22 protein-coding genes and 1 tRNA gene are annotated in these 24,724 nt (G+C 39.4%); 5 read left to right on the top strand and 18 right to left on the bottom strand.

Annotated elements, in window-relative coordinates; genetic code table 11:
• Positions 1-2: 2 nt before the first annotated feature.
• From DFQ04_RS04000 to DFQ04_RS03980, 5 genes are all read right to left on the bottom strand, one after another.
• The gene (locus tag DFQ04_RS04000) at positions 3-866 is read right to left on the bottom strand and encodes a sigma-70 family RNA polymerase sigma factor (protein WP_026951708.1); all 864 of its coding nucleotides are present in this window, start codon (positions 864-866) and stop codon (positions 3-5) included.
• Positions 867-923: 57 nt separating this feature from the next.
• Complete coding sequence (pnp, locus tag DFQ04_RS03995) at positions 924-3,071, bottom strand: polyribonucleotide nucleotidyltransferase (RefSeq protein WP_133552913.1); 2,148 nt, start codon at positions 3,069-3,071, stop codon at positions 924-926.
• 101 nt (positions 3,072-3,172) lie between these two features.
• Positions 3,173-3,448 (bottom strand): 30S ribosomal protein S15, encoded by a 276-nt coding sequence (rpsO, locus tag DFQ04_RS03990; protein ID WP_133552911.1) that lies wholly within the window; start codon positions 3,446-3,448, stop codon positions 3,173-3,175.
• Between the two features lie 73 nt (positions 3,449-3,521).
• Positions 3,522-5,270: an LptF/LptG family permease gene (locus tag DFQ04_RS03985; protein ID WP_133552909.1), complete on the bottom strand. Its 1,749-nt coding sequence runs from the start codon at positions 5,268-5,270 to the stop codon at positions 3,522-3,524.
• A 71-nt stretch (positions 5,271-5,341) separates the two neighbouring features.
• The gene (locus tag DFQ04_RS03980; protein ID WP_133552908.1) at positions 5,342-5,737 is read right to left on the bottom strand and encodes an START-like domain-containing protein; all 396 of its coding nucleotides are present in this window, start codon (positions 5,735-5,737) and stop codon (positions 5,342-5,344) included.
• Positions 5,738-5,952: 215 nt separating this feature from the next.
• Here DFQ04_RS03980 and DFQ04_RS03975 point away from each other — a divergent pair.
• Both DFQ04_RS03975 and DFQ04_RS03970 read left to right on the top strand, forming a co-directional pair.
• Positions 5,953-6,026, top strand: a tRNA-Met gene (locus DFQ04_RS03975).
• 69 nt (positions 6,027-6,095) lie between these two features.
• Positions 6,096-7,424, top strand: coding sequence for an Nramp family divalent metal transporter (locus DFQ04_RS03970; protein ID WP_133552905.1), 1,329 nt, complete (start codon positions 6,096-6,098; stop codon positions 7,422-7,424).
• A gap of 53 nt (positions 7,425-7,477) precedes the next feature.
• On the opposite strand, the gene rplT is transcribed toward DFQ04_RS03970, so the two are convergent.
• The 5 genes from rplT to DFQ04_RS03945 form a co-directional block, all read right to left on the bottom strand.
• A complete protein-coding gene (rplT, locus tag DFQ04_RS03965; protein WP_133552903.1) occupies positions 7,478-7,822 on the bottom strand; it encodes a 50S ribosomal protein L20 in 345 nt (114 codons plus the stop codon).
• A gap of 106 nt (positions 7,823-7,928) precedes the next feature.
• Positions 7,929-8,123, bottom strand: a complete 195-nt coding sequence (rpmI, locus tag DFQ04_RS03960; RefSeq protein ID WP_133552901.1) for a 50S ribosomal protein L35 — start codon at positions 8,121-8,123, stop codon at positions 7,929-7,931.
• Between the two features lie 24 nt (positions 8,124-8,147).
• Positions 8,148-8,702 (bottom strand): translation initiation factor IF-3, encoded by a 555-nt coding sequence (gene infC / locus DFQ04_RS03955; RefSeq protein ID WP_133552899.1) that lies wholly within the window; start codon positions 8,700-8,702, stop codon positions 8,148-8,150.
• A gap of 83 nt (positions 8,703-8,785) precedes the next feature.
• On the bottom strand, positions 8,786-10,738 hold the full coding sequence (gene thrS / locus DFQ04_RS03950) for a threonine--tRNA ligase (protein ID WP_133552897.1): 1,953 nt from the start codon (positions 10,736-10,738) through the stop codon (positions 8,786-8,788).
• A gap of 109 nt (positions 10,739-10,847) precedes the next feature.
• On the bottom strand, positions 10,848-13,325 hold the full coding sequence (locus tag DFQ04_RS03945; protein WP_133552895.1) for a DUF5686 and carboxypeptidase-like regulatory domain-containing protein: 2,478 nt from the start codon (positions 13,323-13,325) through the stop codon (positions 10,848-10,850).
• A 168-nt stretch (positions 13,326-13,493) separates the two neighbouring features.
• On the opposite strand from DFQ04_RS03945, the gene lhgO reads away from it, so the two are divergent.
• A complete protein-coding gene (gene lhgO, locus DFQ04_RS03940) occupies positions 13,494-14,696 on the top strand; it encodes an L-2-hydroxyglutarate oxidase (RefSeq protein ID WP_133554342.1) in 1,203 nt (400 codons plus the stop codon).
• On the opposite strand, the gene DFQ04_RS03935 is transcribed toward lhgO, so the two are convergent.
• The 6 genes from DFQ04_RS03935 to DFQ04_RS03910 form a co-directional block, all read right to left on the bottom strand.
• The gene (locus DFQ04_RS03935; RefSeq protein WP_133552893.1) at positions 14,691-16,220 is read right to left on the bottom strand and encodes an FMN-binding glutamate synthase family protein; all 1,530 of its coding nucleotides are present in this window, start codon (positions 16,218-16,220) and stop codon (positions 14,691-14,693) included. The two genes, lhgO and DFQ04_RS03935, sit on opposite strands and share 6 nt — an antisense overlap.
• A 45-nt stretch (positions 16,221-16,265) precedes the next feature.
• Complete coding sequence (locus DFQ04_RS03930; protein WP_133552891.1) at positions 16,266-17,228, bottom strand: YheT family hydrolase; 963 nt, start codon at positions 17,226-17,228, stop codon at positions 16,266-16,268.
• Between the two features lie 95 nt (positions 17,229-17,323).
• Positions 17,324-17,677: a hypothetical protein gene (locus DFQ04_RS03925; protein ID WP_133552889.1), complete on the bottom strand. Its 354-nt coding sequence runs from the start codon at positions 17,675-17,677 to the stop codon at positions 17,324-17,326.
• The gene (locus tag DFQ04_RS03920) at positions 17,674-18,888 is read right to left on the bottom strand and encodes a BaiN/RdsA family NAD(P)/FAD-dependent oxidoreductase (protein WP_133552887.1); all 1,215 of its coding nucleotides are present in this window, start codon (positions 18,886-18,888) and stop codon (positions 17,674-17,676) included. Before DFQ04_RS03920 ends, DFQ04_RS03925 begins: the two co-directional genes overlap by 4 nt.
• 34 nt (positions 18,889-18,922) lie before the next feature.
• On the bottom strand, positions 18,923-20,458 hold the full coding sequence (locus DFQ04_RS03915) for a helicase HerA-like domain-containing protein (RefSeq protein WP_133552886.1): 1,536 nt from the start codon (positions 20,456-20,458) through the stop codon (positions 18,923-18,925).
• Between the two features lie 84 nt (positions 20,459-20,542).
• Positions 20,543-20,950 (bottom strand): DUF4332 domain-containing protein, encoded by a 408-nt coding sequence (locus DFQ04_RS03910; RefSeq protein ID WP_133552884.1) that lies wholly within the window; start codon positions 20,948-20,950, stop codon positions 20,543-20,545.
• Between the two features lie 190 nt (positions 20,951-21,140).
• Between DFQ04_RS03910 and DFQ04_RS03905 the strand changes: the two genes are divergently transcribed.
• Positions 21,141-21,830: a tetratricopeptide repeat protein gene (locus DFQ04_RS03905; protein WP_243739627.1), complete on the top strand. Its 690-nt coding sequence runs from the start codon at positions 21,141-21,143 to the stop codon at positions 21,828-21,830.
• A gap of 31 nt (positions 21,831-21,861) precedes the next feature.
• On the opposite strand, the gene DFQ04_RS03900 is transcribed toward DFQ04_RS03905, so the two are convergent.
• Positions 21,862-22,464 (bottom strand): tetratricopeptide repeat protein, encoded by a 603-nt coding sequence (locus DFQ04_RS03900; protein ID WP_133552882.1) that lies wholly within the window; start codon positions 22,462-22,464, stop codon positions 21,862-21,864.
• A 10-nt stretch (positions 22,465-22,474) separates the two neighbouring features.
• Positions 22,475-23,290, bottom strand: coding sequence for a 2,3,4,5-tetrahydropyridine-2,6-dicarboxylate N-succinyltransferase (locus DFQ04_RS03895; protein ID WP_133552879.1), 816 nt, complete (start codon positions 23,288-23,290; stop codon positions 22,475-22,477).
• Positions 23,291-23,313: 23 nt separating this feature from the next.
• Between DFQ04_RS03895 and DFQ04_RS03890 the strand changes: the two genes are divergently transcribed.
• Positions 23,314-24,438, top strand: a complete 1,125-nt coding sequence (locus DFQ04_RS03890) for a glycosyltransferase (protein ID WP_133552877.1) — start codon at positions 23,314-23,316, stop codon at positions 24,436-24,438.
• The last annotated feature ends 286 nt before the right edge of the window (positions 24,439-24,724 follow it).

The raw sequence follows: 24,724 nt of genomic DNA, 5'->3' as shown, positions 1-24,724 counted from the left end.
TGTTATCCCAGGTAGGGTTTCAATGTTTTGCTTCTGGATGTATGTCGAAGCCTTCGAATTGCTTTTTCTTTAATCTGGCGAACTCGTTCTCTAGTAAGATTGAATTTTTCTCCAATTTCTTCCAAGGTCATCGCATGTTCACCATTCAGTCCAAAGTAAAGGGTGATCACATCTGCTTCTCTTTGAGTAAGCGTAGATAGTGCTCTTTGAACTTCTTTTCTCAAAGAATCGGTCATCAAGCCATCATCTGGCTTTTCGTCCCCATCATTTTCCAAAACGTCCAAAAGGCTATTTTCTTCCCCTTGTACAAATGGAGCATCCATAGACACGTGACGACCAGAAATTTTCATGGTATCTACTACCTCTGAGGCAGTTACTTCCAATACTTCTGCTAATTCCTCAGGAGATGGCTCTCTTTCGAATTTCTGTTCCAATTCACTAAAGGTCTTGGAAATTTTATTCAAAGAACCTACTCTGTTCAAAGGAAGACGAACAATTCTAGACTGCTCTGCTAAAGCCTGAAGGATAGATTGTCTAATCCACCAAACCGCATAGGAAATGAATTTAAAGCCTCGAGTTTCATCAAATCGCTGAGCGGCTTTGATAAGACCTAAATTCCCTTCGTTGATCAAGTCACCAAGCGAAAGACCTTGGTTTTGATATTGTTTAGCCACAGAAACCACAAATCGTAGGTTGGCTTTAGTAAGCTTTTCAAGTGCAAGTTGGTCACCCTCTCTAATACGCTTTGCCAATACTACCTCTTCATCAGCTGTCAACAGGTCCACTTTACCAATCTCCTGGAGATACTTGTCCAAGGATTGAGATTCTCTGTTGGTAATCTGTTTGCTAATTTTTAGCTGCCTCATTCAGGGTTGATATTTTGAGAATTTGAAATTTAGTTTGATAAGATAAGCAAATGTTTCTTAAGCTTGATCTTTAGCCGCTGGTTTTTCAGGCTTTGGCAATAGAACTTTTCTTGAAAGTTTGAATTTGCCAGTCTTTTTATCAACGTCAATTAACTTGACCATGATTTCTTCGCCTGGTTCCAACACACCATCCATACTTTCAAGTCTTTCCCACTTGATTTCGGATATATGAAGTAAACCATCTTTGCCTGGCATAAATTCCACAAAAGCTCCGAAAGGCTGAATATTTTTTACTTTTCCAGTATAAACCTCTCCGATTTCTGGCTGAGCTACAATCGCTTTGATTCTTCGAATAGCAGCATCCATGTTTGCTTGATTTGCAGAGAATACGTTGATTTTACCTTGATTATCTACCTCCTCAATTACGATAGTGGTAGAAGTATCTTTCTGCATCTCTTGGATTACTTTACCTCCTGGTCCGATTACAGCACCAATAAGCTCCTTAGGAATCCACATCATGAATGATCTCGGAGTATGTGGCTTCAAGTCAGGTCTTGGAGCATCTAAAGTCTTAGAGATTTCATTCAAAATATGAAGTCTTCCTTCTTTAGCTTGATAGAGTGCTTCCTTCAATACTGAATAATCCAAACCTTCTACTTTAAGGTCCATTTGGCAAGCAGTGATTCCTTTGGAAGTTCCTGTCACCTTGAAATCCATGTCTCCTAGGTGGTCTTCATCACCCAAAATATCTGAAAGGATAGAGTATTTACCTGTTTTGGAATCAGAGATCATACCCATAGCAATACCCGTTACAGGTGCTTTGATTTGGATACCTGCATCCATCAATGCCAGAGTACCCGCACAAACGGTTGCCATTGAGGACGAACCATTTGATTCAAGGATATCAGAAACTACACGAATTGTGTATGGATTTTCATTTTCGGACGGAAGTACCTTTTTGAGAGCTCTCATTGCGAGGTTTCCATGTCCGACTTCTCTTCTACCAGGACCTCTGTTTGGTTTTACTTCACCAGTCGAGAATCCAGGGAAATTGTAATGCAAGAAGAACTTATTGTAACCAGATAGAACGGCTCCGTCTACCATTTGCTCGTCCATTTTGGTACCAAGCGTGCAAGTAGTAATTGATTGAGTCTCACCTCTGGTGAAAACTGCAGAACCGTGAGCAGAAGGAAGGTAGTCAACTACAGACCAAATTGGTCTGATTTCGTCTAGTTTTCTTCCATCCAATCTCTTCTTCTCATCCAAAGTAAGATTTCTAGCAGCTTCTTTGTGAAGTTTGTGGAAGTAAGGTCCGATAAGGCTTGCTTCAAAGCCATGATCTTCACCTAAACTTTGAACAAAAGCTTCTTTGATTTCCTTGATGATGGCAGATCTCTCGTTTTTATTTGGGATCTGACGGCTTACCGCTTCATACAATTTATCATAAAGCTCAGCTCTCATTTTGTCGTAAAGAGCCTTGTCAGATTTTTCGTGAGAATATTCTCTTTTTTGCTCCTTGCCTACCAGTTTGGTTAGCTCAAGTTGAGCTTGGCAATGCTTTTTAATTTCTTCATGGGCGAATTGAAGAGCTTCCACCATTTCATCTTCTGAAATTTCATTGGCTTCACCTTCAACCATCAAAATATAATCCATAGAGCCAGCTACAATGAACTCTAAGGATGCAGTCTCTAAAGCTTTCGGACTTGGATTTAATACCAAGTTTCCATCAATTTTAGCAACTCTTACTTCAGAGATTGGTCCGTTGAATGGAATATCAGAAACAGCAAGGGCTGCTGAAGCAGCTAATCCCGCTAAACAATCCGGCAATACCTCATCGTCGGATGACATTAAGGTAATAGCAACCTGAGTATCAGCATGATAATCATCCGGGAAAATCGGACGAATAGCTCTGTCAACTAATCTACTGATCAAAACCTCGTAATCGGAAAGTTTTCCTTCTCTCTTCAAAAATCCGCCTGGAATCTTTCCAGAGGCAGCAAATTTTTCCTGATAGTCAACGGAAAGTGGTAAAAAGTCAACTCCTTCTAAAGCATCTTTTTTTGCAACAACTGTGGCCAAAAGCATGGTCTTTCCCATCCGCACTACTACTGAACCGTCTGCCTGCTTGGCCAAAGCACCGGTTTCGATGATAATTTCTCTGCCATCTGCTAATTGGATGGACTTGGTGATTAAGTTTGGTAACATAAATGTTTGTTAGAATTAAAGCGATTAAGGTTTAAAAATATAGTCAACCTTAAAAAAGAAAAAAGTAAGGTTCTCAACAATAGAGAACCTTACCGAAAGGATTATTTTCTGATTCCGAGCTCAGCAATAATTGCTCTGTAACGCTCGATCTCTTTCTTATGGAGGTAGTCTAGCAAGCTTCTTCTCTTACCTACCAGCTTCATCAAACCTAGTCTTGAGGAGTGATCTTTCTTGTTTGACTTGAGGTGTTCGGTCAAGTGCTGGATTCTGTGAGTGAAGAGGGCAATCTGAGATTCAGGGGAACCTGTATCAGTAGCAGATTTTAACCGTCCATGATTTTTAAACAACTCTTGTTTTTTCTCTGATGTTAAATACATGTTTAGCTAAATTTAATAAAACAGTCACAAAGGTAGAGCTAAAAATTCAATAATAAAAAAGAACTCCAAATTTTCATTTTTGAAAGGCTCCTTTGACTTTTTTGAGGATTCCTGTGTAAAAGTCTGCCTCAAAAAGACGAGCATCTTTCCTTGCTTGTCTTAAGAAAAACAGCCCAAAAGGAACTAAGCATAGATTGGAGAAAAATGTACCCAACATTGGATCGGCTAATCCTTCTTTTGCCCATTTTTCCCCTGTGATGGATAACATATAGAACAATATGAAGAAGATAATGGAGATCAATACAGGTAACCCCAATCCTCCTTTTTTAATAATAGATCCCAAGGGAGCACCAATTAAAAACATTACAAAACAGGCAATTGCTTGGGTATATTTCTGATACCAAGCGATTTCATACCGTCGATATTCCCTTTCGTGTGCATCTACTTGTGAAGCTTTTACATTAAAGGTGTTTTTAAGATTTCTTGAATTATTTAGGGCCATGGTTACTGCATTGGTAATATAACCCTGCTTGTACATCAATGAATCAATTCTAGCCTTCTCTTCGTCTGTCAGAAGTGTTGTCCTTACCACTTTCGGCTTTTTCTCCCCTACTCCGGCAGTATCTACTGTAGAAATAATCTCTGGCTGCTTGGTAAATTGAACTGCTGTGTCAATTTTTCTTCTTTGAAGTTTTTGACTTAGTATGGAATCTGCTCTTTCACTTCTGACCGTTGTTTCTAAAGAAATCTTAGTAGGCTCTACTGCCTTTTGGTTCGAATCAATTGCCACTGAATCATCCGTATTTAGGTTAGATGAAATTGAATCATTCAACTCCCTTTCTCTAAGGATTTTCAATTTTCTCAGGGTATCGTCTTTTGCTTTTCTTTCAGCTATTTCAGCTGGAGGTGTTAATTTTCTATTTCGGGTAAAAAATGGATAAATGCCTTCTGCAGTCTGGTAATTCTGATATTTCAGATCATTGACCAAGGAATAAATGGAATCCAAACCATCTTTGATTTGAGCAATATTTTTAATAGCTCTATTGGTAGACCAAAGGTCTTCTGGAGTCCTATTTAGCTGAAAGGCAGAAAGGTCAAACACCATGATATTCTCAGCAAATTTTGTTCTTGAAAACTCCACCGGCGGCTCACTTATTCCTCTTGTCGATCGGGCTTCCTTATAATTTTGACCATTATAAAGGGTCAATTTCATATAGGAATCATTCATGAATGTTTCCATTCTTCCAGAATCCGCAAGGGTAACATTCAAGTTTCCCTGACCATCAGCATGGTTATAAATAATAATATCCCTTAGCCGAATATCATCCAGCTTTTCATTGACTTTGATGCTATAGTTTGGAATTCCAGCGTAGAAAACCCCTTCTTTTATATCAAGCGAAGGAGACTTTGTCCGGATATCATAAAGCAAACTGAAGGTCTTGAGATTGACTTTTGGAACGAGGTAATTATTGGATAAATAGGCTAGAATTGTCAAAACAGCTGCAAAAATTCCTATTGGGCGCAAAGCTCTTGTAAGGGAAATCCCGCTGCTTTTGATTGCTGTGAGCTCAAAGTGTTCACCTAAATTTCCAAAAGTCATCAGGCTAGAAAGCAAAACTGCCAAAGGCAAAGCCATCGGAGAAATACTGATCACGAAATACCCAATCAGCTCTGCATAGATTGCAAAGCCCAATCCTTTTCCGAAAATCTCATCAAAATACTTAAGCATGTTGACTATCAATAAAATGAAGTCAACAACCAAAAATGTAAGGATAAAGGGCCCGATAAAAGAGCCCAAAATAAGCTTATCTAATTTTTTCATTAGGCGGGAAATCCTCCGAGAAAATACGGCGAAGTTCTATTGCGGTTTCAAAGTTGGTAAATCCCTACCAATTACCCACCAATAATTTCCTTCAATTTGTTGACAAGTCCATCCCAGATAGCCTCCAATTCATCATCTTCATATTCATTGGAATAGTCTATCACCTTTAAAAATAGGGATTGGGTCAATTCATTTTCCTCCAGCTTGAATTCTATATAAGAATGATCATCACTTTCTGGATTAGAGGGATCAAAAAAATCGAATTTGACATGAACATTTGTTCTCAAAGCCGCTAAGCGGGCATAATGATCCTCATTGTCGAAATTGAAAATGTAATTTTTGTCTTCGTCAATTCGCACATTATCTGCAAACCACTCTTCCAACCCACTCGCAGTACTTAAATAATGGAACACAATCTTCTTAGAAGCATTTATTTGATAATCAGCTACAAATTTGTTTTTAACCATGACAGGATTGTTTAAAGGTGATTTTTTCACACTTTTTCTTAAGACTCAACTTGCATTTCAAAGTACAAGACCTCATATTTGCATTCCCTTTCAGAAAGGGGGCTAATTGTAAAATTCAAATGGAATTTTACCCGTTTTTTGGAGATCGATGGTGGTTTAATTTAGCCATTAATTTCAAAAATCAACGCTAAAAAGAAATTATTAACAAAAAATATGGCGAGGTAGCTCAGTTGGTTAGAGCGCAGGATTCATAACCCTGAGGTCACGGGTTCAACTCCCGTCCTCGCTACAAAGGCTTTCAGAAATGGAAGCCTTTTTTATTTAGCGGACTTTCTTTTTTGGGTATATTTCAAAACGAATGAACCCGAAATCAATCCAAAATCCTCCCAACAATTTTTTCCAAAAACTTAGGTTTTTAGGCCCCGGATTCATTCTCTCAGCATCAATTGTAGGTTCTGGTGAATTAATTGCCACTACTCTCCTTGGGGCTGAAGGAGGTTTTGTTACTTTTTGGGTAATTCTGGTAAGCTGCTTAATTAAAGTAGCAATCCAACTTGAATTTGGAAAAAATGCCATTATCACTGGAAATCCCTTGATGGCCGAATTCAATAATCTGTCTGGACCGAAATTAGGAAAAGGAAAATGGACTGTTTGGTTAACTTTTGGCTTGACCATTTTAAAAATTCTTCAATTAGGCGGAATGCTCGGCGGAGCAGCAATTGTTTTGTCACTGATTTTTCCAGTAGCAACAGTTTCATTTTGGGTAGTACTTCTAGGCATCACGCTTAGCCTACTTATTTTCAAAAACTATTATTATCTGATAGAGAAAGTCGCCACCCTGATGGTTTTTGGGTTTACCATCTTTACTATTGCTTCTTTGGTGGGTCTATTCTTTACTCCATTTAGCTTTTCGATTGATGAGGTATTGTCTGGATTGTCTTTCAACCTACCTAATGAGGTGATTTTTGTGGCTATTGGAGCATTTGGGATTACTGGTGTGGCTAGTGATGAAATTATTGCTTACACTTATTGGTGCCAGGAAAAGGGATATGCAAAATATACCGGGCCAAATGATGGTAGTGAAGAATGGAAAGTGAGAGCTAAGGCTTGGATCAAAATTATGTATCTCGATGCCTTTTTGGCCATGATTATTTACACTTTGGTCACAGCTTCCTTCTATTTATTGGGTGCGGCTGTATTACATGAACAGGAAGAAATTCCCGATGGAACAGAATTGATAAATTTTGTAGCCAATATCTATACAGAATCACTTGGTCAAGGGGCTAGACTGGGTTATTTAACAGGGGCTTTTTTTGCATTGTATTCTAGTGTGTTCGCTACACTTGCCTACTGGTCCAGATTGTTTCCAGATGTCTTTTCTCAATTTGGCTGGATACCCGCAAATAATGAATCAAATCGAAAAAGGTGGGTTAAGTTGTTGGCCTGGATCCTACCTATACTTTGGGTCATCACCTTTCTTTTTGTGGAATTGCCTGGCTTTATGATTCTTTCGGGTGGAGTAGTCGGTTCAGTATTGCTATTGGTTGTTGTTGTGGCTTCTGTGCAGTTTAGAAAAAAGAATCGAGGACTTCAGATCATGTCTGAATTTTGGTCTGAAATCATGTTTTGGCTTAGCGTAATTTCAATTTTAATGATTTCCCTTTATGGGATTTTTAAATTGTTTTAAATAAAAAAAGCCTTCCCGAAGGAAGGCTTTCGCAAAATAAGGTAGTGCCAACCTTATTTCACTCTTTCAACTACAGCTTTAAATGCTTCAGGATGGTTCATTGCAAGATCTGCCAATACCTTTCTGTTAAGTTCGATATCAGCTTTCTTCAACATACCCATCAATTGAGAATAGGACATTCCGAGCTCTCTAGCACCGGCATTGATACGCTGGATCCACAAAGCTCTGAATTCTCTTTTCTTAGCTTTTCTGTCTCTGTAAGCGTACTGAAGACCTTTCTCGTATTTGTTTTTGGCTACAGTCCAAACGTTGCTACCTCTTCCGAAGTAACCTCTAGTGGCCTTTAAAACCTTTTTTCTTCTTGCTCTTGACGCAACCGCGTTTACTGATCTAGGCATAGTTTTTTGTTTTTTGACACTTGGTGCTCCGATCGATCGGAATCTTTTTTACCAAAGCATCTGGTGAATAAATAAACCTTAATTGTTAAAGGGAATTTGTTGAAAATCAGATTTTCAACATATCTCTTACTCTACCTTCATCGGAAGTATGTACCAAACCAGCTTTGGTTAGGTTATGCTTTCTTTTAGTAGACTTTTTCGTCAGGATGTGGCTTTTGAAAGCGTGTTTCCTTTTGATTTTGCCGGTTCCTGTTAAAGTGAACCGCTTCTTCGCACTTGATTTGGTTTTTACTTTTGGCATTTTGCTGTATTTAGTTGGTTGAAATTATTTCTTATGAGGTTTCGGAGCGATAAAGATATTCATCCGCTTTCCTTCCAACTTTGGCATTTGTTCTACCACTCCATGGTCTTCAAGAGCTTGGGCAAACTTCAGAAGAAGCATTTCCCCTCTTTCCTTGAAAACAATCGAACGGCCGACAAAATGAACGTAAGCCTTTACCTTGGCTCCTTCTTTTAGGAAGTTGATTGCGTGCTTCAACTTAAAGTTGAAGTCGTGATCATCTGTATTAGGTCCGAAACGAATTTCTTTTAAAACGACTTTAGCTGCATTGGCCTTGATTTCCTTCTGCTTCTTTTTCTGCTCGTATTTAAACTTCGCGTAATCAATAATTTTACAAACAGGAGGAGTGGCGTTGGGAGAAATCTCTACCAGATCAAGCTCATTCTCTTCTGCTAGTTTGATGGCTCTGTCCAAAGAAAGAACCGCGTTCCCTCCCTCTACAAAATCACCTACTACCCGAACTTCACGGGCTCTGATCTTATGATTAACCTTATAGGGTTCTTCTTGTCTTCCTCTTTGTTGATGTGGTCTTTGGTTCAAGTTAGCTGTTGTCGTTTTAATTTGAAATTGCCTGCAAATATCGGAATTATTTCTGATTCAGAAAATCAGAATAAAATTTTACGTTATTCTTCCTTGTTCAGTGATTCTGAAATAATCCCTTGAAAATACTTAATAAAATCCTCAATTGAGAAACTCCCTAAGTCACCCTCTCCCCTTTTTCGGATGGAGATTTTTCTTTCCTCTTGCTCTTTTTCCCCTACAATAAGCATAAAAGGGACTTTTTTGACTTCAGCATCACGGATTTTTCTTCCGATTTTTTCATCACGGTTATCTATGTTTCCTGTGATACCGGCGTCTTCCAAAATACCTTTCAATTCCTCTGCATACCCGATGTATTTCTCAGAAATAGGCAAAATATTAATCTGCTCAGGAGCTAGCCAAAGTGGAAAATCACCTGCACAATGCTCAATTAGGACAGCTACAAACCTTTCCAAAGAGCCAAATGGAGCTCTGTGAATCATCACAGGTCTATGCTTTTGATTGTCTGATCCAATGTATTCCAGTTGGAATCTCTCAGGAAGCTGATAGTCAACTTGGATAGTTCCTAGTTGCCACTTTCTTCCCAAAGCATCCTTAACCATAAAATCAAGCTTAGGACCATAAAAGGCTGCTTCGCCTAATTCAGTTACTGTCTCAAGCCCTTTTTCAGCAGCAGCTTCAATAATCGCAGCCTCTGCTTTTTCCCAAGCTTCATCTGTACCTATATACTTCTGCTTATTTTCTGGATCTCTTAAGGAAATCTGAGCGGTATAATCCTGGAATCCCAAGGCTTTGAAAACATACAAAACCAAGTCGATTACCTTGATAAACTCCTCTTTTACCTGATCTGGACGGCAGAAAATATGGGCGTCATCCTGCGTAAATCCTCTCACTCGGGTCAAACCATGCAATTCCCCACTTTGTTCGTACCGATAGACGGTTCCAAATTCCGCATAACGAATTGGCAAATCCTTGTAAGATCTAGGCTTATGCTTGTAGATCTCGCAGTGATGAGGACAATTCATTGGTTTCAACAAAAACGCTTCGCCTTCATGAGGAGTGGTGATAGGTTGGAATGAATCCTTACCATATTTCTCGTAATGACCTGAAGTCTCATACAAAACCTTACTTCCAATATGAGGAGTAGTTACCTGTTGGTAGCCTGATTTGTCCTGAGCTTTTTTCATAAAGCTAATCAGACGCTCACGAAGCAAAGTTCCCTTAGGCAACCACAAAGGAAGCCCCATTCCTACTTTTTCGGAAAAGGTGAAAAGCTCCAACTCTCGACCGATTTTTCGGTGATCGCGCTTCTTCGCTTCCTCCAGTAAAGTCAAATAATCTTTTAATTCCTGAGCTTTTGGAAAGGTAACCCCATAGATACGGGTCAACATTTTTCGTTTTTCATCTCCCCTCCAATAGGCTCCGGCAATATTGGTCAGCTTAACAGCTTTGATAAATCCTGTGTTAGGAATATGTGGTCCACGACAAAGATCAGTGAAGTTTCCTTGCTCATAAAAGGTGATTGAACCATCTTCCAATCCTTCCAAAAGGTCGAGCTTATATTCATCTCCTTTTTCTTGGAAATAAGCCAAAGCATCGGCTTTTGACACTTCTTTTCGGATATACTCGCTTTTTTGTTTGGCGAGTTCGATCATCTTCTGCTCAATTTTCTCCAGCTCCTCTCCTTCCAGTTTGTGATCTCCGAAATCCACATCGTAGTAGAATCCAGTTTCAATAGGAGGACCGATACCAAATTTGGTTCCAGGGTAAAGCTCTTCCAGCGCCTCAGCCATCAAGTGGGCTGAAGAATGCCAAAAGGTATTTTTACCTTCTCCATCATTCCAGGTTAATAATTGCAAAGTAGAATCTTCCTGAATTGGACGAGTAGCGTCCCAAACTTGACCATTCACTTTGGCGGCAAGAACATTTCGGGCTAAACCCTCGCTGATACTGGCAGCAATCTGCAGTCCGGTTGTTCCTTTTTCATACTCCCTAACTGATCCATCAGGAAGGGTAATCTTAATTTGTTTTGACATTTTATTTTGTTTTTCTGCCCATACAAACAGGCATCATGTTTCGACTGCAAATATGCATAAGTGTATTCAAAGGAAAAATTTAGGGGAAAAGGAATCCAAAAAACATAGGTTATAAAATAAATTGAGCACTCACTTTCACATGAAAGGGTTTGGCTCCTGGATTATCCAAATAAGTCATTCGGTGAAAGAAATCCACTCGGAAAAACTTAAATATATTTTCTACCCCATAGCCTAATTCAAGATACGGCGTTCCCAAATCAAGTCTTCCAAATGTTTTTAGAGGATTTCCTTCCGGATCTACTGATGGTACATTGGCAATATTTTCGTCTCTCACTGATCCCCAAAGTGAATTTACATTCCCCACAAATCTCCACTTGAGTTTCTTCATCAAAGGAATGGAATTCAACAAAAAACCCTCAAAGGATTGGCGATAGCGAATGCTGAAATACTGATCAGAAGTGAATTCTGTGAAATTCATCGTATTGAAAGCCGCCGTGGTATAGAAGATGGTTTCGTTCCCGAGGTGGTTCTTCAAAATCGGATAAGGAACTTCCCCAAAGATCTTTCCAGCGTCTAATTCATATCGACCTACCCCAAACAAGCCCAAATTGATTCGGTGATAGAGGTAAAAACTCAGCTTTTGATAGTCCAAATCTCCACCAAGTCCATTAAAACCCTTGGCATAATTGACCTCAACAATAGGCCATTTCAAGGATCCTAAAGAGGCTCTCTCGTTGTCATTGATGATGATGATTTCATCCCTTCCGTAGCGGATTCCAGCTCTAAATTCAGTCGTCTCAAATGAATTTCTGTATTCTTTGGTGTCCTTTTCCAAATAGTAAAAAGGAAACAAAGGATCAAATTGACTGAAGTTCATTCCGGTTTTAAACAGAAATCCTTTGAAAAATTCCCTTTGGAAAGCTAAGCCGTGATTCCTGCTGAAATAGGGACTTCTTAAGGTCCCAAATCTACTTGCTGCTAGAAAAACGCTATTGGATTGTAAACTGGCAATTTCCAAACCGATTTGTTCGATCTCTTTTGATGAATAAACCTGGATAGTGGTCCATCTTTTTCGATCTAAAATTCGCGTTAGGCTAGCAGAATATTTCCACTCTAAATCTCTAAATCCAAATCCCGTGTAGCCTTGGATTACCCATTTCTTACTGAATTTGTAATTGGTTCGAAGACCAAATCCCAATCGAATTCCTTCGAGATTATTGTAATTGAAAAATGCTGGCCATGGCCCTACGTCAATTTTCCCTATGGGTTTATATCCTGTGGCAAAGAACTTTAGGCCCTCAGAATAAAAGCGAATGATGGGGATTTTCTTTAAAGTATCCACCATCTGCAAGATGGCTAACTCTTCTACCGACAAAGGGTCTGGCCTACTGTTTTGCCAAAAATCAGCCTCAAATTCACTGAAATCAGGTTTTAATTCTACTGCCTGATTGAAAAATGGTGTGGGTTGAGGGTCATTTACCACGATGCTATCCGTGGCTGTATAAAACTTCGCCAAAAGACCGGCAGTCTTATCTGTTACCTGAGAAATTTTCACCATTACCCTGGTCTTCGAAGGCATTAAGGGCCCTGCGGTAGTAGGTTTAAGTTCCTGTTGGATTTTTATCCTCTCTACAAAGTTCAGGTTAGCGGCTTTGGGAATGGTTAAATCGACTTGTTTTAAAGAATAGTCATCTTTTTTGATCCAAATCGTACCTGAAAAAGCCAAGTCCTGCTCCCTTCTTGGATAGACCTGCAGCTTGTAACAAAAGTCATTTTCCACATAAACCGAATCCAAAAGATCATAGTCATAATAGGTCTTCCATCCGTCTGCAATCGGGGATATAAAGTCTTTATTCAGGATGTTAAGCCAGTTTTTGTAAAAATTATATTCCTGAAATACTGATCCGGTGATCTGAGAAGTCGTTGAGCCATCCGTTATTCCAACCCCAGTAACTTTGGTCTTTTCAATGACCTCTTTTCTCAATTCAGGATTATTTCTGTAATAAAATTTTGAAACCGTCTCAGAGAAAAAAACAGGCAGGATCTTCTCTCCCTCGTCATTGGTCAATTGCTTGATGCTATCCAAAACAGAAGTAACCGATCGAACCGATTTTCTTTGTCGAAAATCCTCAGACAGGTTGTCTATATCGATTTCAATTTTGGTGTAGTTTTTTGATTCATAAGCCTGTAGGCTCCTCTTATCAAAGTCTCTTCTTCGCTCCGATGCCCTTCTAATGATCTCAAAAGCCGGATTTTCCCCTGATTCGAAGACAAATGCATCCAATTCAAAGGAACTTGGTCTTAATTGAAAATTTAGCGTTTGCTCAGGGAGATTTTCCAGCTTTTTACTTTGGGTAAAATATCCCAAATAGCTTACCACCAAGCTATCAGACAAGACTTTAGCTGATATGGAATAATACCCTTCAAAATCAGTGGTAATCCCTGTAGTGGTGTTTTTCAAAATCACATTGGCAAAGGCGATGGGATCCCCAGTTTCTGCATCCGTAACTCTTCCCTTGATTAGATATTGGGCAAATGAGGCTTGGCAAAAAAGAAAGAAAATCGCGAAAAAAGCGGATCTAAGCATTAATCTGAGGTCGGTAGGAAACTTTTGCACTCGCAAGTTAAAGTCAAAGTAAACCTTCTTGGTTCAATGTCTGCCTGAAAAATTCTTAAACCTTTTAAAATTTGTTCCAAACAAAACCGGGAAGGTTGATTCTTGGACCTTTATATTTGGACTCAAATTGAATTCTACATGGTTTACGATATTGTCATTGTTGGAGGAGGTATTGTTGGCTTAGCCACTGGTCTTAAAATTCAAAACGAAAGGCCTGATTTGAAAATCGCCATTCTGGAGAAAGAAGATCAACTAGCTAAGCACCAAACCGGAAATAACTCGGGAGTAATTCATTCTGGACTATACTACAAGCCAGGCTCCTTAAAAGCGACAAATTGTATCAATGGATATCATGAATTGGTGAAGTTTTGTGAGGAGGAAAAAATCCCCTTCGAAATCACCGGAAAGGTAGTTGTCGCGACTAGAGAAGAGCAAAAACCATTATTGAAGACTTTGCTGGATCGAGGACTCCAAAATGGCTTGACAGGAACCCGAAGTATTACTTTGGAAGAGCTGAAGGAATACGAGCCTCACTGTGCTGGTGTGGCCGCTATCCATGTTCCTCAAACGGGAATCGTGGATTATTTCCAGGTTGCATTAGCCTATGGAAGAAAAATCATTCAAAAAGGTGGTGAGATTTTCCTCAATCATAAAGTACTGGAAATTAATCTGAAGGAAGGCATTAACTACATTGAAACCTCAAAAGGAACTTTTGAATCTAAGCTGGTAATTAACTGCGCTGGCCTTTATTCTGATTTGGTAGCGCGAATGAATGATGCATCCATTACGGATGTCAAAATCATCCCTTTCCGAGGAGAGTATTATAAGCTTAAAAAAGAAAAAGAGTACCTAGTTAAGAATCTGATCTATCCTGTCCCAGATCCCAATTTCCCATTCTTAGGAGTTCATTTTACCCGAATGAAAAAGGGAGGTGTAGAAGCAGGTCCAAATGCTGTTTTGGCCTTTAGAAGAGAAGGCTACAAAAAATCTCAAATCAATCTGGGAGAATTGGCAGAAACATTAGCTTGGCCTGGGTTCCAAAAAGTGGCAGCAAAATATTGGAAAACGGGCTTTGGAGAACTCTATAGATCCTTCTCAAAAGCGGCCTTTACCAAGGCCTTGCAAGAATTAATTCCTGAAATTCAAGAGTCAGATCTAGTCGATGGAGGTGCCGGAGTGAGAGCACAAGCCTGTGATCGGACTGGGGGACTTTTGGATGATTTTGCGATCAGGGAATCGGCTTTCGCAATTAATGTTTTAAATGCCCCTTCCCCAGCTGCTACAAGTTCCCTTTCAATTGGTGGAACTGTTGCAGCCATGGCACTTAAACGCTTCTCATGATTTATGATGGAGATGGTTGATGACTGAATCCGGGAAAAAGTGATTGGCGAATTCAACCATCTCGTCTCCCCTGACTAAATCCCTTATTGAAAGTTCAGACGTATGAGAATACCCAGAAGCACCAAGTAGCTCTTTAACAGCATGGACGGTGTTCTTATGGAAATTATAAACCCGCTCAGCTTTATCAGTTATTACAAGCCCCTTTTTCAAGTGTTTATCCTGGGTTGCCACTCCGGTAGGGCAAGAATTGGTATTGCATCGTAAAGCCTGGATACAGCCTAAGCTAAACATGAATGCCCGTGCAGAATTGCACATATCAGCTCCCAAAGCCATATTTTTTACAATCGAAAAAGCGCTCAGCGCCTTTCCAGAAGCAATTAGCCTAATTCTATCCTTAATTCTGTGCTTATCTAAAGTAAGTCGGGCAAAAATCAATGCAGGTTCCAGTGGTAAGCCTACACTGTCCGAGAATTCCAAAGGAGCTGCTCCAGTGCCCCCTTCTGCCCCATCTATCGTGATAAAATCCGGATAGATCGAATGCTCCAGCATGGCTTTGCAGATATCTTCAAATTCTTCCGTTCTACCTATGCAAAGCTTAAATCCTATTGGTTTCCCGTCTGATAATTCTCTAAGTTTTTGGATAAATTGAACCAATTCTTTTGGATTTCCGAATGCCGTATGAGAAGGAGGAGAAACAATCGTAGTTCCTTCTTTAACTCCTCTGATTTCAGCTATCTCTTTAGTGTTTTTTACTCCGGGTAAAACACCTCCATGACCTGGTTTAGCCCCTTGGGAAAGCTTGATTTCTATCATTTTAACTTTCGTCAAAATGGCTTTTTCCCGGAATTTAACCTCATCAAATCCACCTGTTTCATTTCTACATCCAAAATAGCCCGTTCCTATTTGCCAGCATAAATCTCCACCTTCCATATGATATGGAGATATTCCGCCCTCTCCTGTATTGTGATAAAATTCACCTTTTAATGCCCCTCTATTCAAAGCAGAAATTGCATTTGAACTTAGAGATCCAAAACTCATGGCAGAAATATTCAGTATGGAAGCTGAGTAGGGTTGTTTACAATCAGGACCTCCCACCAATACTCGTAGATCCTCCTCAACAGGCTTTTTGGCATAAATCGAATGCCTTAGAGCTATGTAATCTTCCAAATGAATGTCTCTTTGTGTTCCAAAAGGATGGGTATCGTTGACATTCTTGGATCTCCTGTAGGCTAGAGCTCTTAGATTTCTGCTAAATGGTCTTCCGCTGGTATTGGATTCAATAAAGTATTGTTGGATTTCTGGACTAATCGATTCAAAAAGATACCTAAAGTTTCCAACCACGGGAAAATTCCTTCGGATTGCATGTTTTTTCTGGAGCACATCATATACACCCAAAAATGAAAGAAGAAACAAAATTCCCAAAATCACATACCCGAATCGGAATTCTGAAAATCCTGTAAGCCACATGAACAAAAGTGTCAAAGCAAAAAAAGCCAGTAAACTGAATAAAAACATTCTTCTCATGACGCAGGGGATTTTAACCAGACTAATTTGAATACTTTAAGCTATTCAAATTCCAGTCAAAAATTGTAATAAGCGGACTTCTGCCCAGGTAAATTCCTCTCCTTTTCTTAAAAAGCCTGTATGTCCTCCCCTTTTTGGCATCTCAAGAAAGAGATTTGACTTTTGTTCAGCTAATTTAATCGGATAGCATTCTGGACCTAATAATGGATCATTTATGGCATTTACGATCAAGGTGGGGATTTGAATCTGATGCATCCAATTGTCCGCACTGACACTTCGATAAAAATCAGCAGCATCCCTAAACCCATGAATTTTAGCCGTGAAATGAGTGTCAAATTGATCAAAATCGTTTACGCTTTCAAGGAGTACCAAATCAATCAGATCCGGAAATTGCTGAGCCTTGAGTCTCATTTTTTCCTTAAGTTTTCCAAGGAATCGCTTTTTGTAAAAACTATTGGAAGCAAATTTTAAGGTTGCGGCACTTGAAGGAAGATTGCAAGGTGTTGAATAAACCGCTGCCTTCGTAATCTGCTTGGGTAAATCCACTCCTTTTTCTCCCAGATACTTCAAGGTTTGAGCTCCTCCCATACTGATTCCAGTCAGAAAAATCTCCTCATAAAATCCATCATTCAAAGCGTGGTTAATGACTGAATCGAGGTCATAGCTTGCTCCATGGTGATATAAGATCGGTTGAAGGTTTAATTCTCCCCCGCAGGTTCGGTTATTCCATGCAAGAACATCGATTCCATTTTGATTAAAAAGTTTGGCCAAACCCATGGCATAATGTCTCATGGAATCCCCTTCCAAGCCGTGGGAAATGATCAGAAGCTGCTTTGATCCTACTTTAGACCAATCCAGATTTAAAAAATCATCATCAGGTGTATTAATTTTTTCCCGGGTATATTCCACCCCTTCTACTTTTCTAAGCAGACTGGGTATAATGGTTTCTAAATGTCCATTGAATAAATATTTGGGAGGTCCTCCGTAGCTAGAGGCAATAATTGGCATTCGTAATTGATTTTCTTAAAGGAGAATTTCTTCTGCTAAAGTAAAAAGTAACCTTAGGCTTGAAAATTAGATAGCGAAAAATACCAGTACCGCCATTAATTCATGCGGATTAGCATTTCCACCTCTTTGATAGCCTGCTCTACTTTTTGAGAAAAGTCTTCGAAATGAAGTTTAAACTCTTCCGAAAATCCTTTATTCTCCAAGATCTCTTTTCCTTTAGAAAGTGATTCTGTGAGCAGATTTAGGTCAAACATGGAGAGTGTAGGTTTGACTTTATGTCGGATTTGCTGGATTTTCACCACATCATGCTGAAGAAGTCCTTCGGTATACTTTTCCTTCAGCTCAATTAATCCATTGAAAATAGCATTGGTGAGTTCTAACCTGAACTCCTCATCTCCTTCAGCCATTTCCTTTATCCTAATAGGCAATTCAGTGTAAATTTGACTCATAGGCTTTTTTCTTTAGAAGATGTACCAGCCAGAAAGCCAGTTGACCAGGCAGCCTGAAAATTAAAGCCACCTGTAATTCCATCAATGTCCAACACCTCTCCGGCAAAATACAAATTTGAATGAAATTTACTTTCCATGGTATCTGGATTGACTTCATTCAAAGGAACTCCTCCTGCGGTGACAAACTCTTCCTTAAAAGTAGTCTTTCCATTTATTTCCAAAATATAGCAAAAAAGGTTCTGGACTAGTCTATTGATTTCTTTTTTTGACAAATTACCGAAAGGTCGATCTAAATTTATCTCCGCTCTTTCACAAAAATGTTCCCAAAGCCTAATCGGCATTGAAAAAAGAGCATGGCTTCTAACTTTTCTATTGGGATGGGCTAAAGAATAAGACTGAATCTGTTGGTAATAATCCTCCTCCTTCAGGTTTCCATTCCAATTGATGACGGCTTTTCCTTTGTATTGATGGTCAAATAACCACTTGGCTCCAAAAGCCGAAAGCTTAAGAACTGCAGGACCACTAATCCCCCAATGAGTGACTAATGCAGGTCCTCGGTAATTCAATTTTGTCCCCTCAATTCTTACCAAAGCATCAGGGACAGAAATCCCCATTAAACTTCGCAAAGTTTCACCAGGGGTATTAAAAGTAAATAAAGAAGGTATAGGCTCTACCAGACTGTGATTTAACGATTTAAAAAATGAATATCCCTCAGATTTTGGACTTCCTCCGCTGGCGATAATTACTCTGTCAGCTCTAAAAACTCCCTTTTCTGTAATCAATTCATAATAGCCTTTTGCAGGATTTATCTCTTTGATCCCTGTCGAAATATGAATCTTCACCCCTCTTTTTTGAGCTTCTGCAAGCAAGATATCAATTATGGTTTGAGAGGAATCCGAGGTTGGAAAAACTCTCCCGTCAGCTTCAATTTTGAGTTCTACCCCTCTAGATTCAAACCAAGAAAAGGTATCTGGAATTGAAAAATGTCGAAAAACCTTTTTGAGAAATTTCTCTCCTCGAGGATAGTTTTGAACCAATTTGGAAATCTCCATAGGACGATGAGTGACATTGCATCTTCCTCCTCCTGATACTTTTACCTTTGAAAGAAGCTTAGGAGATTTTTCAAATAATGAAACTTCCATTCCTTTTCCTGCTGCATGAATAGCGGCAAAAAAGCCAGCTGCTCCACCTCCAATAACTGCGATTTTCAATTAGTATATTCTATTAGATTTCAACTAATTAGATTTACCTTCTTTTACCGGAAAATGAACCCAAAATTCCTCGTGCCAATTCTCTGAACAAAGTTCTTCCCATTTGCCGTACCATGGTATTTTTACTGAGTTCTTCAATAAATGATTCTTCTTTTGGAGTTCTTTTTGAAGTTCTGGGAGCCGGTCCTGGAAGCTCTACTTTTTCCTGTTCCTTTTGAACCTTCATCATTTTCCGCTCCAGCATCTCAAATGCCGAATCACGATCAATATCCTGATTATACTTTGGAACCAAAGAAGACGCTCGGACTACAGCATCGATTTCTGAATCCGATAAGATATCCATTCTGGTAATTGGAGCACGAACCAGTGTTCTAGCCAATGGAGTTGGGATCCCCTTTTCATTTAAAGCTGTAATCAACGCCTCACCAATACCCATTGAAGTCAATACTTCCGCAGTATCGTAAAACGGAGAATCTGGATAATTTTCAGCGGTTTTAGTGATTGCTTTTCTATCCTTTGCGGTAAACGCTCTTAAGGCATGTTGAACCTTCAATCCCAATTGTCCTAAAACACTTTCTGGAACATCAGTTGGAGTCTGGGTGCAGAAGTAGACGCCTACTCCTTTGGATCGAATCAATTTAATAATAGCCTCGATTTTCTCCAGCAAATCTTTGGAAGCATTTGAAAAAACTAGATGCGCTTCATCAATGAATAGACAAAGCTTAGGTTGATCGGCATCCCCCTGCTCTGGAAACGTTTCGTAGATCTCAGACAATAGACTGAGCATAAAAGTGGAAAAAAGCTTGGGTTTGTTTTGGATATCTGTCAATCGAATGATGGACACCACACCTTTTCCTTCTTTAGTCCTCACAAAATCATCCACCTCAAAGGATAATTCTCCAAAAAAACGATCTGCACCTTGCTGCTCCAGCTCAATAATTTTCCGCATGATCGTATTGATCGAAGCAGAAGAGACTTGACCAAATTCCTTTTCTATTTCTTCTTTTCCCTCGTTGGTAACAAACTGCAATACACGTTTGAAATCATTTAAATCCAATAAGGGTAAATGATGCAAATCACAGTATCTAAAAACCAAAGCGACGACTCCTCTTTGGGTATCGTTCAATTCCAGAATCTGAGAAATCAAAACAGGCCCAAACTCAGAAACAGTTGCTTTTAGCTTCACCCCCTTTTCATTGGAAATAGACATCAGTTCAACTGGCAAGCCCATTGGCTCATAGTCAACTCCTATGGTTTCAGATCTTTTTAAAATGAAATCATTGGCAGTTCCTGGCATAGCAAGGCCCGAAAGATCACCTTTCAAATCCATCAATACGGAAGGAATTCCTTTAAGTGAAAGTTGTTCTGCGATCACCTGAAGTGTTTTGGTTTTACCGGTTCCTGTGGCTCCCGCAATTAAACCATGGCGGTTCAAAGTCTTTAGAGGAACTTTCACTTGAGCTCCTGTTACAGGATTTCCATCAAGGATTCCTGTTCCTAAAATGATGAAGTCTTTCTTAAAAACTTGGCCGTCAGCCAAATGCTGGATGAATTTTTCTGTATTGCTCATTTTCAAAAATTATCGGGGTTTAAACTACAAAAAAACCTTGAGTCTCCTCAAGGTTTAAATGGTTTTGGGACTCATTAAATCCGATTAATAAGTCACAACAGGGTCTAAAGCTTTTGCCTGCGCAACAAAATCTTCAACTTTCGATAAGGCAGGAACTACTCTGGTAAGGCCTTTTTCTTCCTGAGTTTTTACTAGGGCTGCATGAAGATTTTCAGGGTTTCTGTTTCTCAACTCTTTTACTGTATCAACACCAGCAGCTTTAAGCAATTCTGCAAATTGGCTGGCAATGCCATTGATTCTGAAAAGATCAGCCATGTTTACCCAATCCAAAATTTTTCCTTCATCGATTCCCGAAGCTTCTGCAATAGCTTTTCTGCCTGATTTGGTTGCTCCTTTTTCTAAAAGACCTTCTACTGTGGTCACCCCTGCATCCGCTAATTTACCCTTGTAAACCTCGCCGATACCTTCGATCATAGTGATTGTTTTACCCATTGTAAGATTGTTTAAACGATAAATTCAAAAAAGGAAATTTGAAATTCAATTTCCTGACTAGAACCTAAAATAATTACAATTTTTAAATTCCTTAATGAAAATTCAATTTTCCTCACCCGGCAATGACAAAAATTAACTTTGAGGGAATTCTTATGTTAGCTACTTTTCGAATAATTAAACTTCTCAAGTTTTGCTGTCAAAGATTTTAATCCCAACTCTATTCCTTCTAATTCTACTTCCCTTTTTTGGAAAAGCTCAAGTTAACCTAGGTCAGACAGACCGATGGATGAAAGGAGCTTTGGCCGCTATGGAAAGAAAGGATTTTGAAACTGCCAATTCCATTTTCCGGAACCTTATTGATTCAGGTTTGCCTCTTCCTGAAGAAATGCCCTACTATTTCTCCGAGACGCTTTTTGAACTAGGCCAATACGACAACAGCCAAAATTTCCTCAATAAATACCTCGAACTAACAGGCTTTAATGGTCAAAACTACCAAGGGGCTTCTGAACTGAAAAAAAAATTAGCCAAGCCAATTGCAGATATCAAAGCTTGTCAACTCTGTGATAACCGTGGATATAGATTTCAGACCTGTTTTACCTGTGAAGGAAAGAAAGAGATAGAACAAACCTGCGCTTATTGCAAAGGAAAAAACGTAGTTGGATGTAGCCGATGTGGAGCCACAGGAATGATCAAAAAAATCAATGTATTCAATATCGTAGAATTTTATGAATGTGAAAGATGCAGTGGAAAAGGAAGACTGACCTGCCCGGAATGTCAAGGTTCGGGAAAAGAAGTAAGTGATTGCAAAACTTGCGCGGGAACAGGGAAATTAGCCTCAGATCAAATCTGTACCCATCTTCCGCATACTCACGAAGATTAGGAAACAAAAAATCCCGCCTGAGCGGGATTTTTCATTTACAATACTTTTTAAAGGATTCGCTTGCTCCTGGATATTCTAAAACTGTAGCCAACTTTAAATCTTCACAGGCCTGTTTCTTTCTGTTTAAAGCTAATTTCAATAGTCCTCGGTTATAATAAGCCTGACCAAATTCATCATCCAACTGAATGGCATTTTCGTAGGCTTTTAAGGCATCTTCAGCCAAACCTAATTGGTGCAAGGCTCTACCTTTTAGGAATGAAGCCATAGCTGGTGCTCCCGGGATTTCCTCAGCTTTGGTCGCATATAAAAGCGCCGAAGCATAATTTTTTTGCTGAATTTGAACGTTAGCCAAACTCAAGAGTACTTGAAAATTATTGGGATCCTGATTCAATGCAGTTTCAAAATCTTCCTGGGCCTTTCCAAAATCACCCATTTCCTGATAGGCTCTACCTCTATTGTAAAGGGTATTGACATCAGTTGGATTGGTTCTTAAAGTTTGGGTATAAGTCTCAGCTGCCAATTCATATTGGCCTTTTTCGAAGTAAGTATCCGCTGGATTTTTCTTTTGGTCTGAACAGGAAATCAAAGTCCCGGCTAGAACCGGGACCAAGACCAAATATTTCAAGATTTTCATTTTAGTTGGTTTAGACTGCTACGTTATTTTCTCTTAGCGCATCATTTAGTGATGTCTTGAGATCGGTAGAAGCCTTTCTTTGCCCAATTATTAAGGCACATGGAACTTGATAAGTTCCAGAAGGGAAGGTTTTTGAGATTGATCCAGGGATTACAACTGATCTAGGAGGCACGTATCCTTTATATTCCTTAGGCTCTGCTCCTGTCACGTCAATGATTTTTGAACTTGCTGTCAAGGTAACACCAGCACCAACTACGGCTTCTTTCCCAATTCTTACCCCTTCTACAATTATGGCTCTGGAACCTATAAACGCTCCGTCTTCCACAATAACTGGAGCAGCTTGAACTGGTTCCAAAACTCCACCGATTCCAACACCACCACTTAAATGAACATTTTTGCCGATCTGCGCACAAGAACCGACGGTGGCCCAAGTATCAACCATCGTGCCACTGTCCACATAGGCACCGATATTAACATAACTTGGCATCATCACTACTCCAGAAGCTAAATAGGCTCCATAACGAGCTACAGCATGAGGTACAACTCGGACTCCTTGCTTCGCATAGTTGGTTTTTAAGGCCATTTTATCGTGGAATTCAAAAGGTCCAACCTCAATGGTTTGCATTTTCTGAATTGGGAAATAAAGAATTACGGCCTTTTTCACCCAATCATTTACCTGCCATTCTCCATTTTCCATGGGTTCCGCAACTCTGATCTTTCCTGCATCTAGATCTTCGATGATGGTTTTGATTGCAATCTCGGTTTCCTTTTCTTTCAATAATTCCCGGTTGTCCCAGGCCTTTTCGATGATGGTTCTTAGTTCCATTATTTTAATTAGTTTCGTTTGATATGAATTCGAAGGCAAACACCATCCCTGTTCTGATCGCCTCTACTTTGAAACCCATACAGGATGTTCGTGCCTACGAGAAGCTCGCACTTTCGCTCGGCGAAACAAATAAATACAGCCTAAACATCATAGGCTTTTCTTCCAAAAAGCCACAACAAAAAGAAGAAATCCGATTCTTTTCTTCTATGAGTCATTTTCAATCCACTTGGGACAGGCTTCTAGCCCAGTGGAGGTTTTGCAAAGTATTGTTTTCAGTCCGACCAAAGCTCGTCATTTCCTGTACCTATGAATACCTTCCGATTGCTAGTTTCTTTAAAGCGATTTTGGGTTATCGCTTAGTTTATGATGTTCAGGAGAATTACAAAAAGAACCTTGACTTAAATCCAAATCTTTCCTCTAAGAAGAAGGAAAAGCTTTCCAAAATCATTGGTTGGGCTGAGTCTACTTCCAAAGTTGATTTATTCATCCTTGCCGAAAAATGCTATAAAAAGGAAATGCCTGAAAAGAAGCCTTTCATGATTTTGGAGAATAAATTCCAAGGAGAGATTAAACGAATTGATCCTATTCAATTTCAGAAAGCTTCAGGATATGCTTTTTCGATTACCGGTACGCTAACTCCAGAGTTTGGGATTGAGGAAGGTATTACCTGGTTTATTGAAATTCAAAAGTCTTTCCCTCAAAGTAAGCTTAAAATATGTGGACATGTTCCCATCAAGGATTTCCAGGAAAGAATTGAAAAGCTGGTCCAAGACAATCCAAGAATTTACCTTTCAATAGGTCCATCTCCAGTACCTCATTCGGAGATACTAAAAACCCTCCAGAACTCAGAATTTTCTATGTTACCCTATCGAGTCATTCCAGGAATTCAAGAAAAAATGCCCACGAAACTATTCGAATGTGCAGCCCTTGGGATTCCAGTTTTGATAACGAAAAATCCGATTTGGGAACGTTTCCTCGAGCCTTTTGAAGGCGGGTTTTCAGTTGATTTTTCTAAGCCGGAATCATGGCTTTTAGATTTTAAACTTGCCTTGTGCAAAACCTATTTTTCCACACCAGCCCCAGAGTCTGTCTTGTGGAAAAGTGAAAAAGCTCATTTCCAGAGAGCTATCCAAGAGCTCCTTTCTTAATCCCCTTCAAGGCCGAAATCTATGGTGGAAAAGTCCTCTGACTTATCCACTTAGCCCCTATTTTTTACACTGGTTTTCACAAAATGGAAACTCATTGATTTCGCCCTCCCTCCTGTTTTTTCTACAGATACCCATGCCTTAAGTGCCTATAAATAAATAATATATAACATTTTACCATGATGCCTAAAATTATTTTTAGACCAACCTAATTCTCAAAACACAGTAATTTTTGACTTTTCCACAATCAATTTAGCTTTATTGAAATTATTTTTTAGATATTCCTAAA

The organism is Algoriphagus boseongensis (assembly GCF_004362805.1).
GTDB classification, from domain to species: domain Bacteria; phylum Bacteroidota; class Bacteroidia; order Cytophagales; family Cyclobacteriaceae; genus Algoriphagus; species Algoriphagus boseongensis.
The sequence above is the reverse complement of the archived record's forward strand: the minus strand, read 5'-3'. Positions and strand labels throughout refer to the sequence as shown.

Coding starts and splice junctions, on each gene's coding strand:
- DFQ04_RS04000 (WP_026951708.1), bottom strand. CDS start 866: ATGAGGCAGCTAAAAATTAGCAAACAGATTACCAACAGAGAATCTCAA.
- pnp (WP_133552913.1), bottom strand. CDS start 3,071: ATGTTACCAAACTTAATCACCAAGTCCATCCAATTAGCAGATGGCAGA.
- rpsO (WP_133552911.1), bottom strand. CDS start 3,448: ATGTATTTAACATCAGAGAAAAAACAAGAGTTGTTTAAAAATCATGGA.
- DFQ04_RS03985 (WP_133552909.1), bottom strand. CDS start 5,270: ATGAAAAAATTAGATAAGCTTATTTTGGGCTCTTTTATCGGGCCCTTT.
- DFQ04_RS03980 (WP_133552908.1), bottom strand. CDS start 5,737: ATGGTTAAAAACAAATTTGTAGCTGATTATCAAATAAATGCTTCTAAG.
- DFQ04_RS03970 (WP_133552905.1), top strand. CDS start 6,096: ATGAACCCGAAATCAATCCAAAATCCTCCCAACAATTTTTTCCAAAAA.
- rplT (WP_133552903.1), bottom strand. CDS start 7,822: ATGCCTAGATCAGTAAACGCGGTTGCGTCAAGAGCAAGAAGAAAAAAG.
- rpmI (WP_133552901.1), bottom strand. CDS start 8,123: ATGCCAAAAGTAAAAACCAAATCAAGTGCGAAGAAGCGGTTCACTTTA.
- thrS (WP_133552897.1), bottom strand. CDS start 10,738: ATGTCAAAACAAATTAAGATTACCCTTCCTGATGGATCAGTTAGGGAG.
- DFQ04_RS03945 (WP_133552895.1), bottom strand. CDS start 13,325: ATGCTTAGATCCGCTTTTTTCGCGATTTTCTTTCTTTTTTGCCAAGCC.
- lhgO (WP_133554342.1), top strand. CDS start 13,494: ATGGTTTACGATATTGTCATTGTTGGAGGAGGTATTGTTGGCTTAGCC.
- DFQ04_RS03935 (WP_133552893.1), bottom strand. CDS start 16,220: ATGAGAAGAATGTTTTTATTCAGTTTACTGGCTTTTTTTGCTTTGACA.
- DFQ04_RS03930 (WP_133552891.1), bottom strand. CDS start 17,228: ATGCCAATTATTGCCTCTAGCTACGGAGGACCTCCCAAATATTTATTC.
- DFQ04_RS03925 (WP_133552889.1), bottom strand. CDS start 17,677: ATGAGTCAAATTTACACTGAATTGCCTATTAGGATAAAGGAAATGGCT.
- DFQ04_RS03915 (WP_133552886.1), bottom strand. CDS start 20,458: ATGAGCAATACAGAAAAATTCATCCAGCATTTGGCTGACGGCCAAGTT.
- DFQ04_RS03910 (WP_133552884.1), bottom strand. CDS start 20,950: ATGGGTAAAACAATCACTATGATCGAAGGTATCGGCGAGGTTTACAAG.
- DFQ04_RS03900 (WP_133552882.1), bottom strand. CDS start 22,464: ATGAAAATCTTGAAATATTTGGTCTTGGTCCCGGTTCTAGCCGGGACT.
- DFQ04_RS03895 (WP_133552879.1), bottom strand. CDS start 23,290: ATGGAACTAAGAACCATCATCGAAAAGGCCTGGGACAACCGGGAATTA.
- DFQ04_RS03890 (WP_133552877.1), top strand. CDS start 23,314: ATGAATTCGAAGGCAAACACCATCCCTGTTCTGATCGCCTCTACTTTG.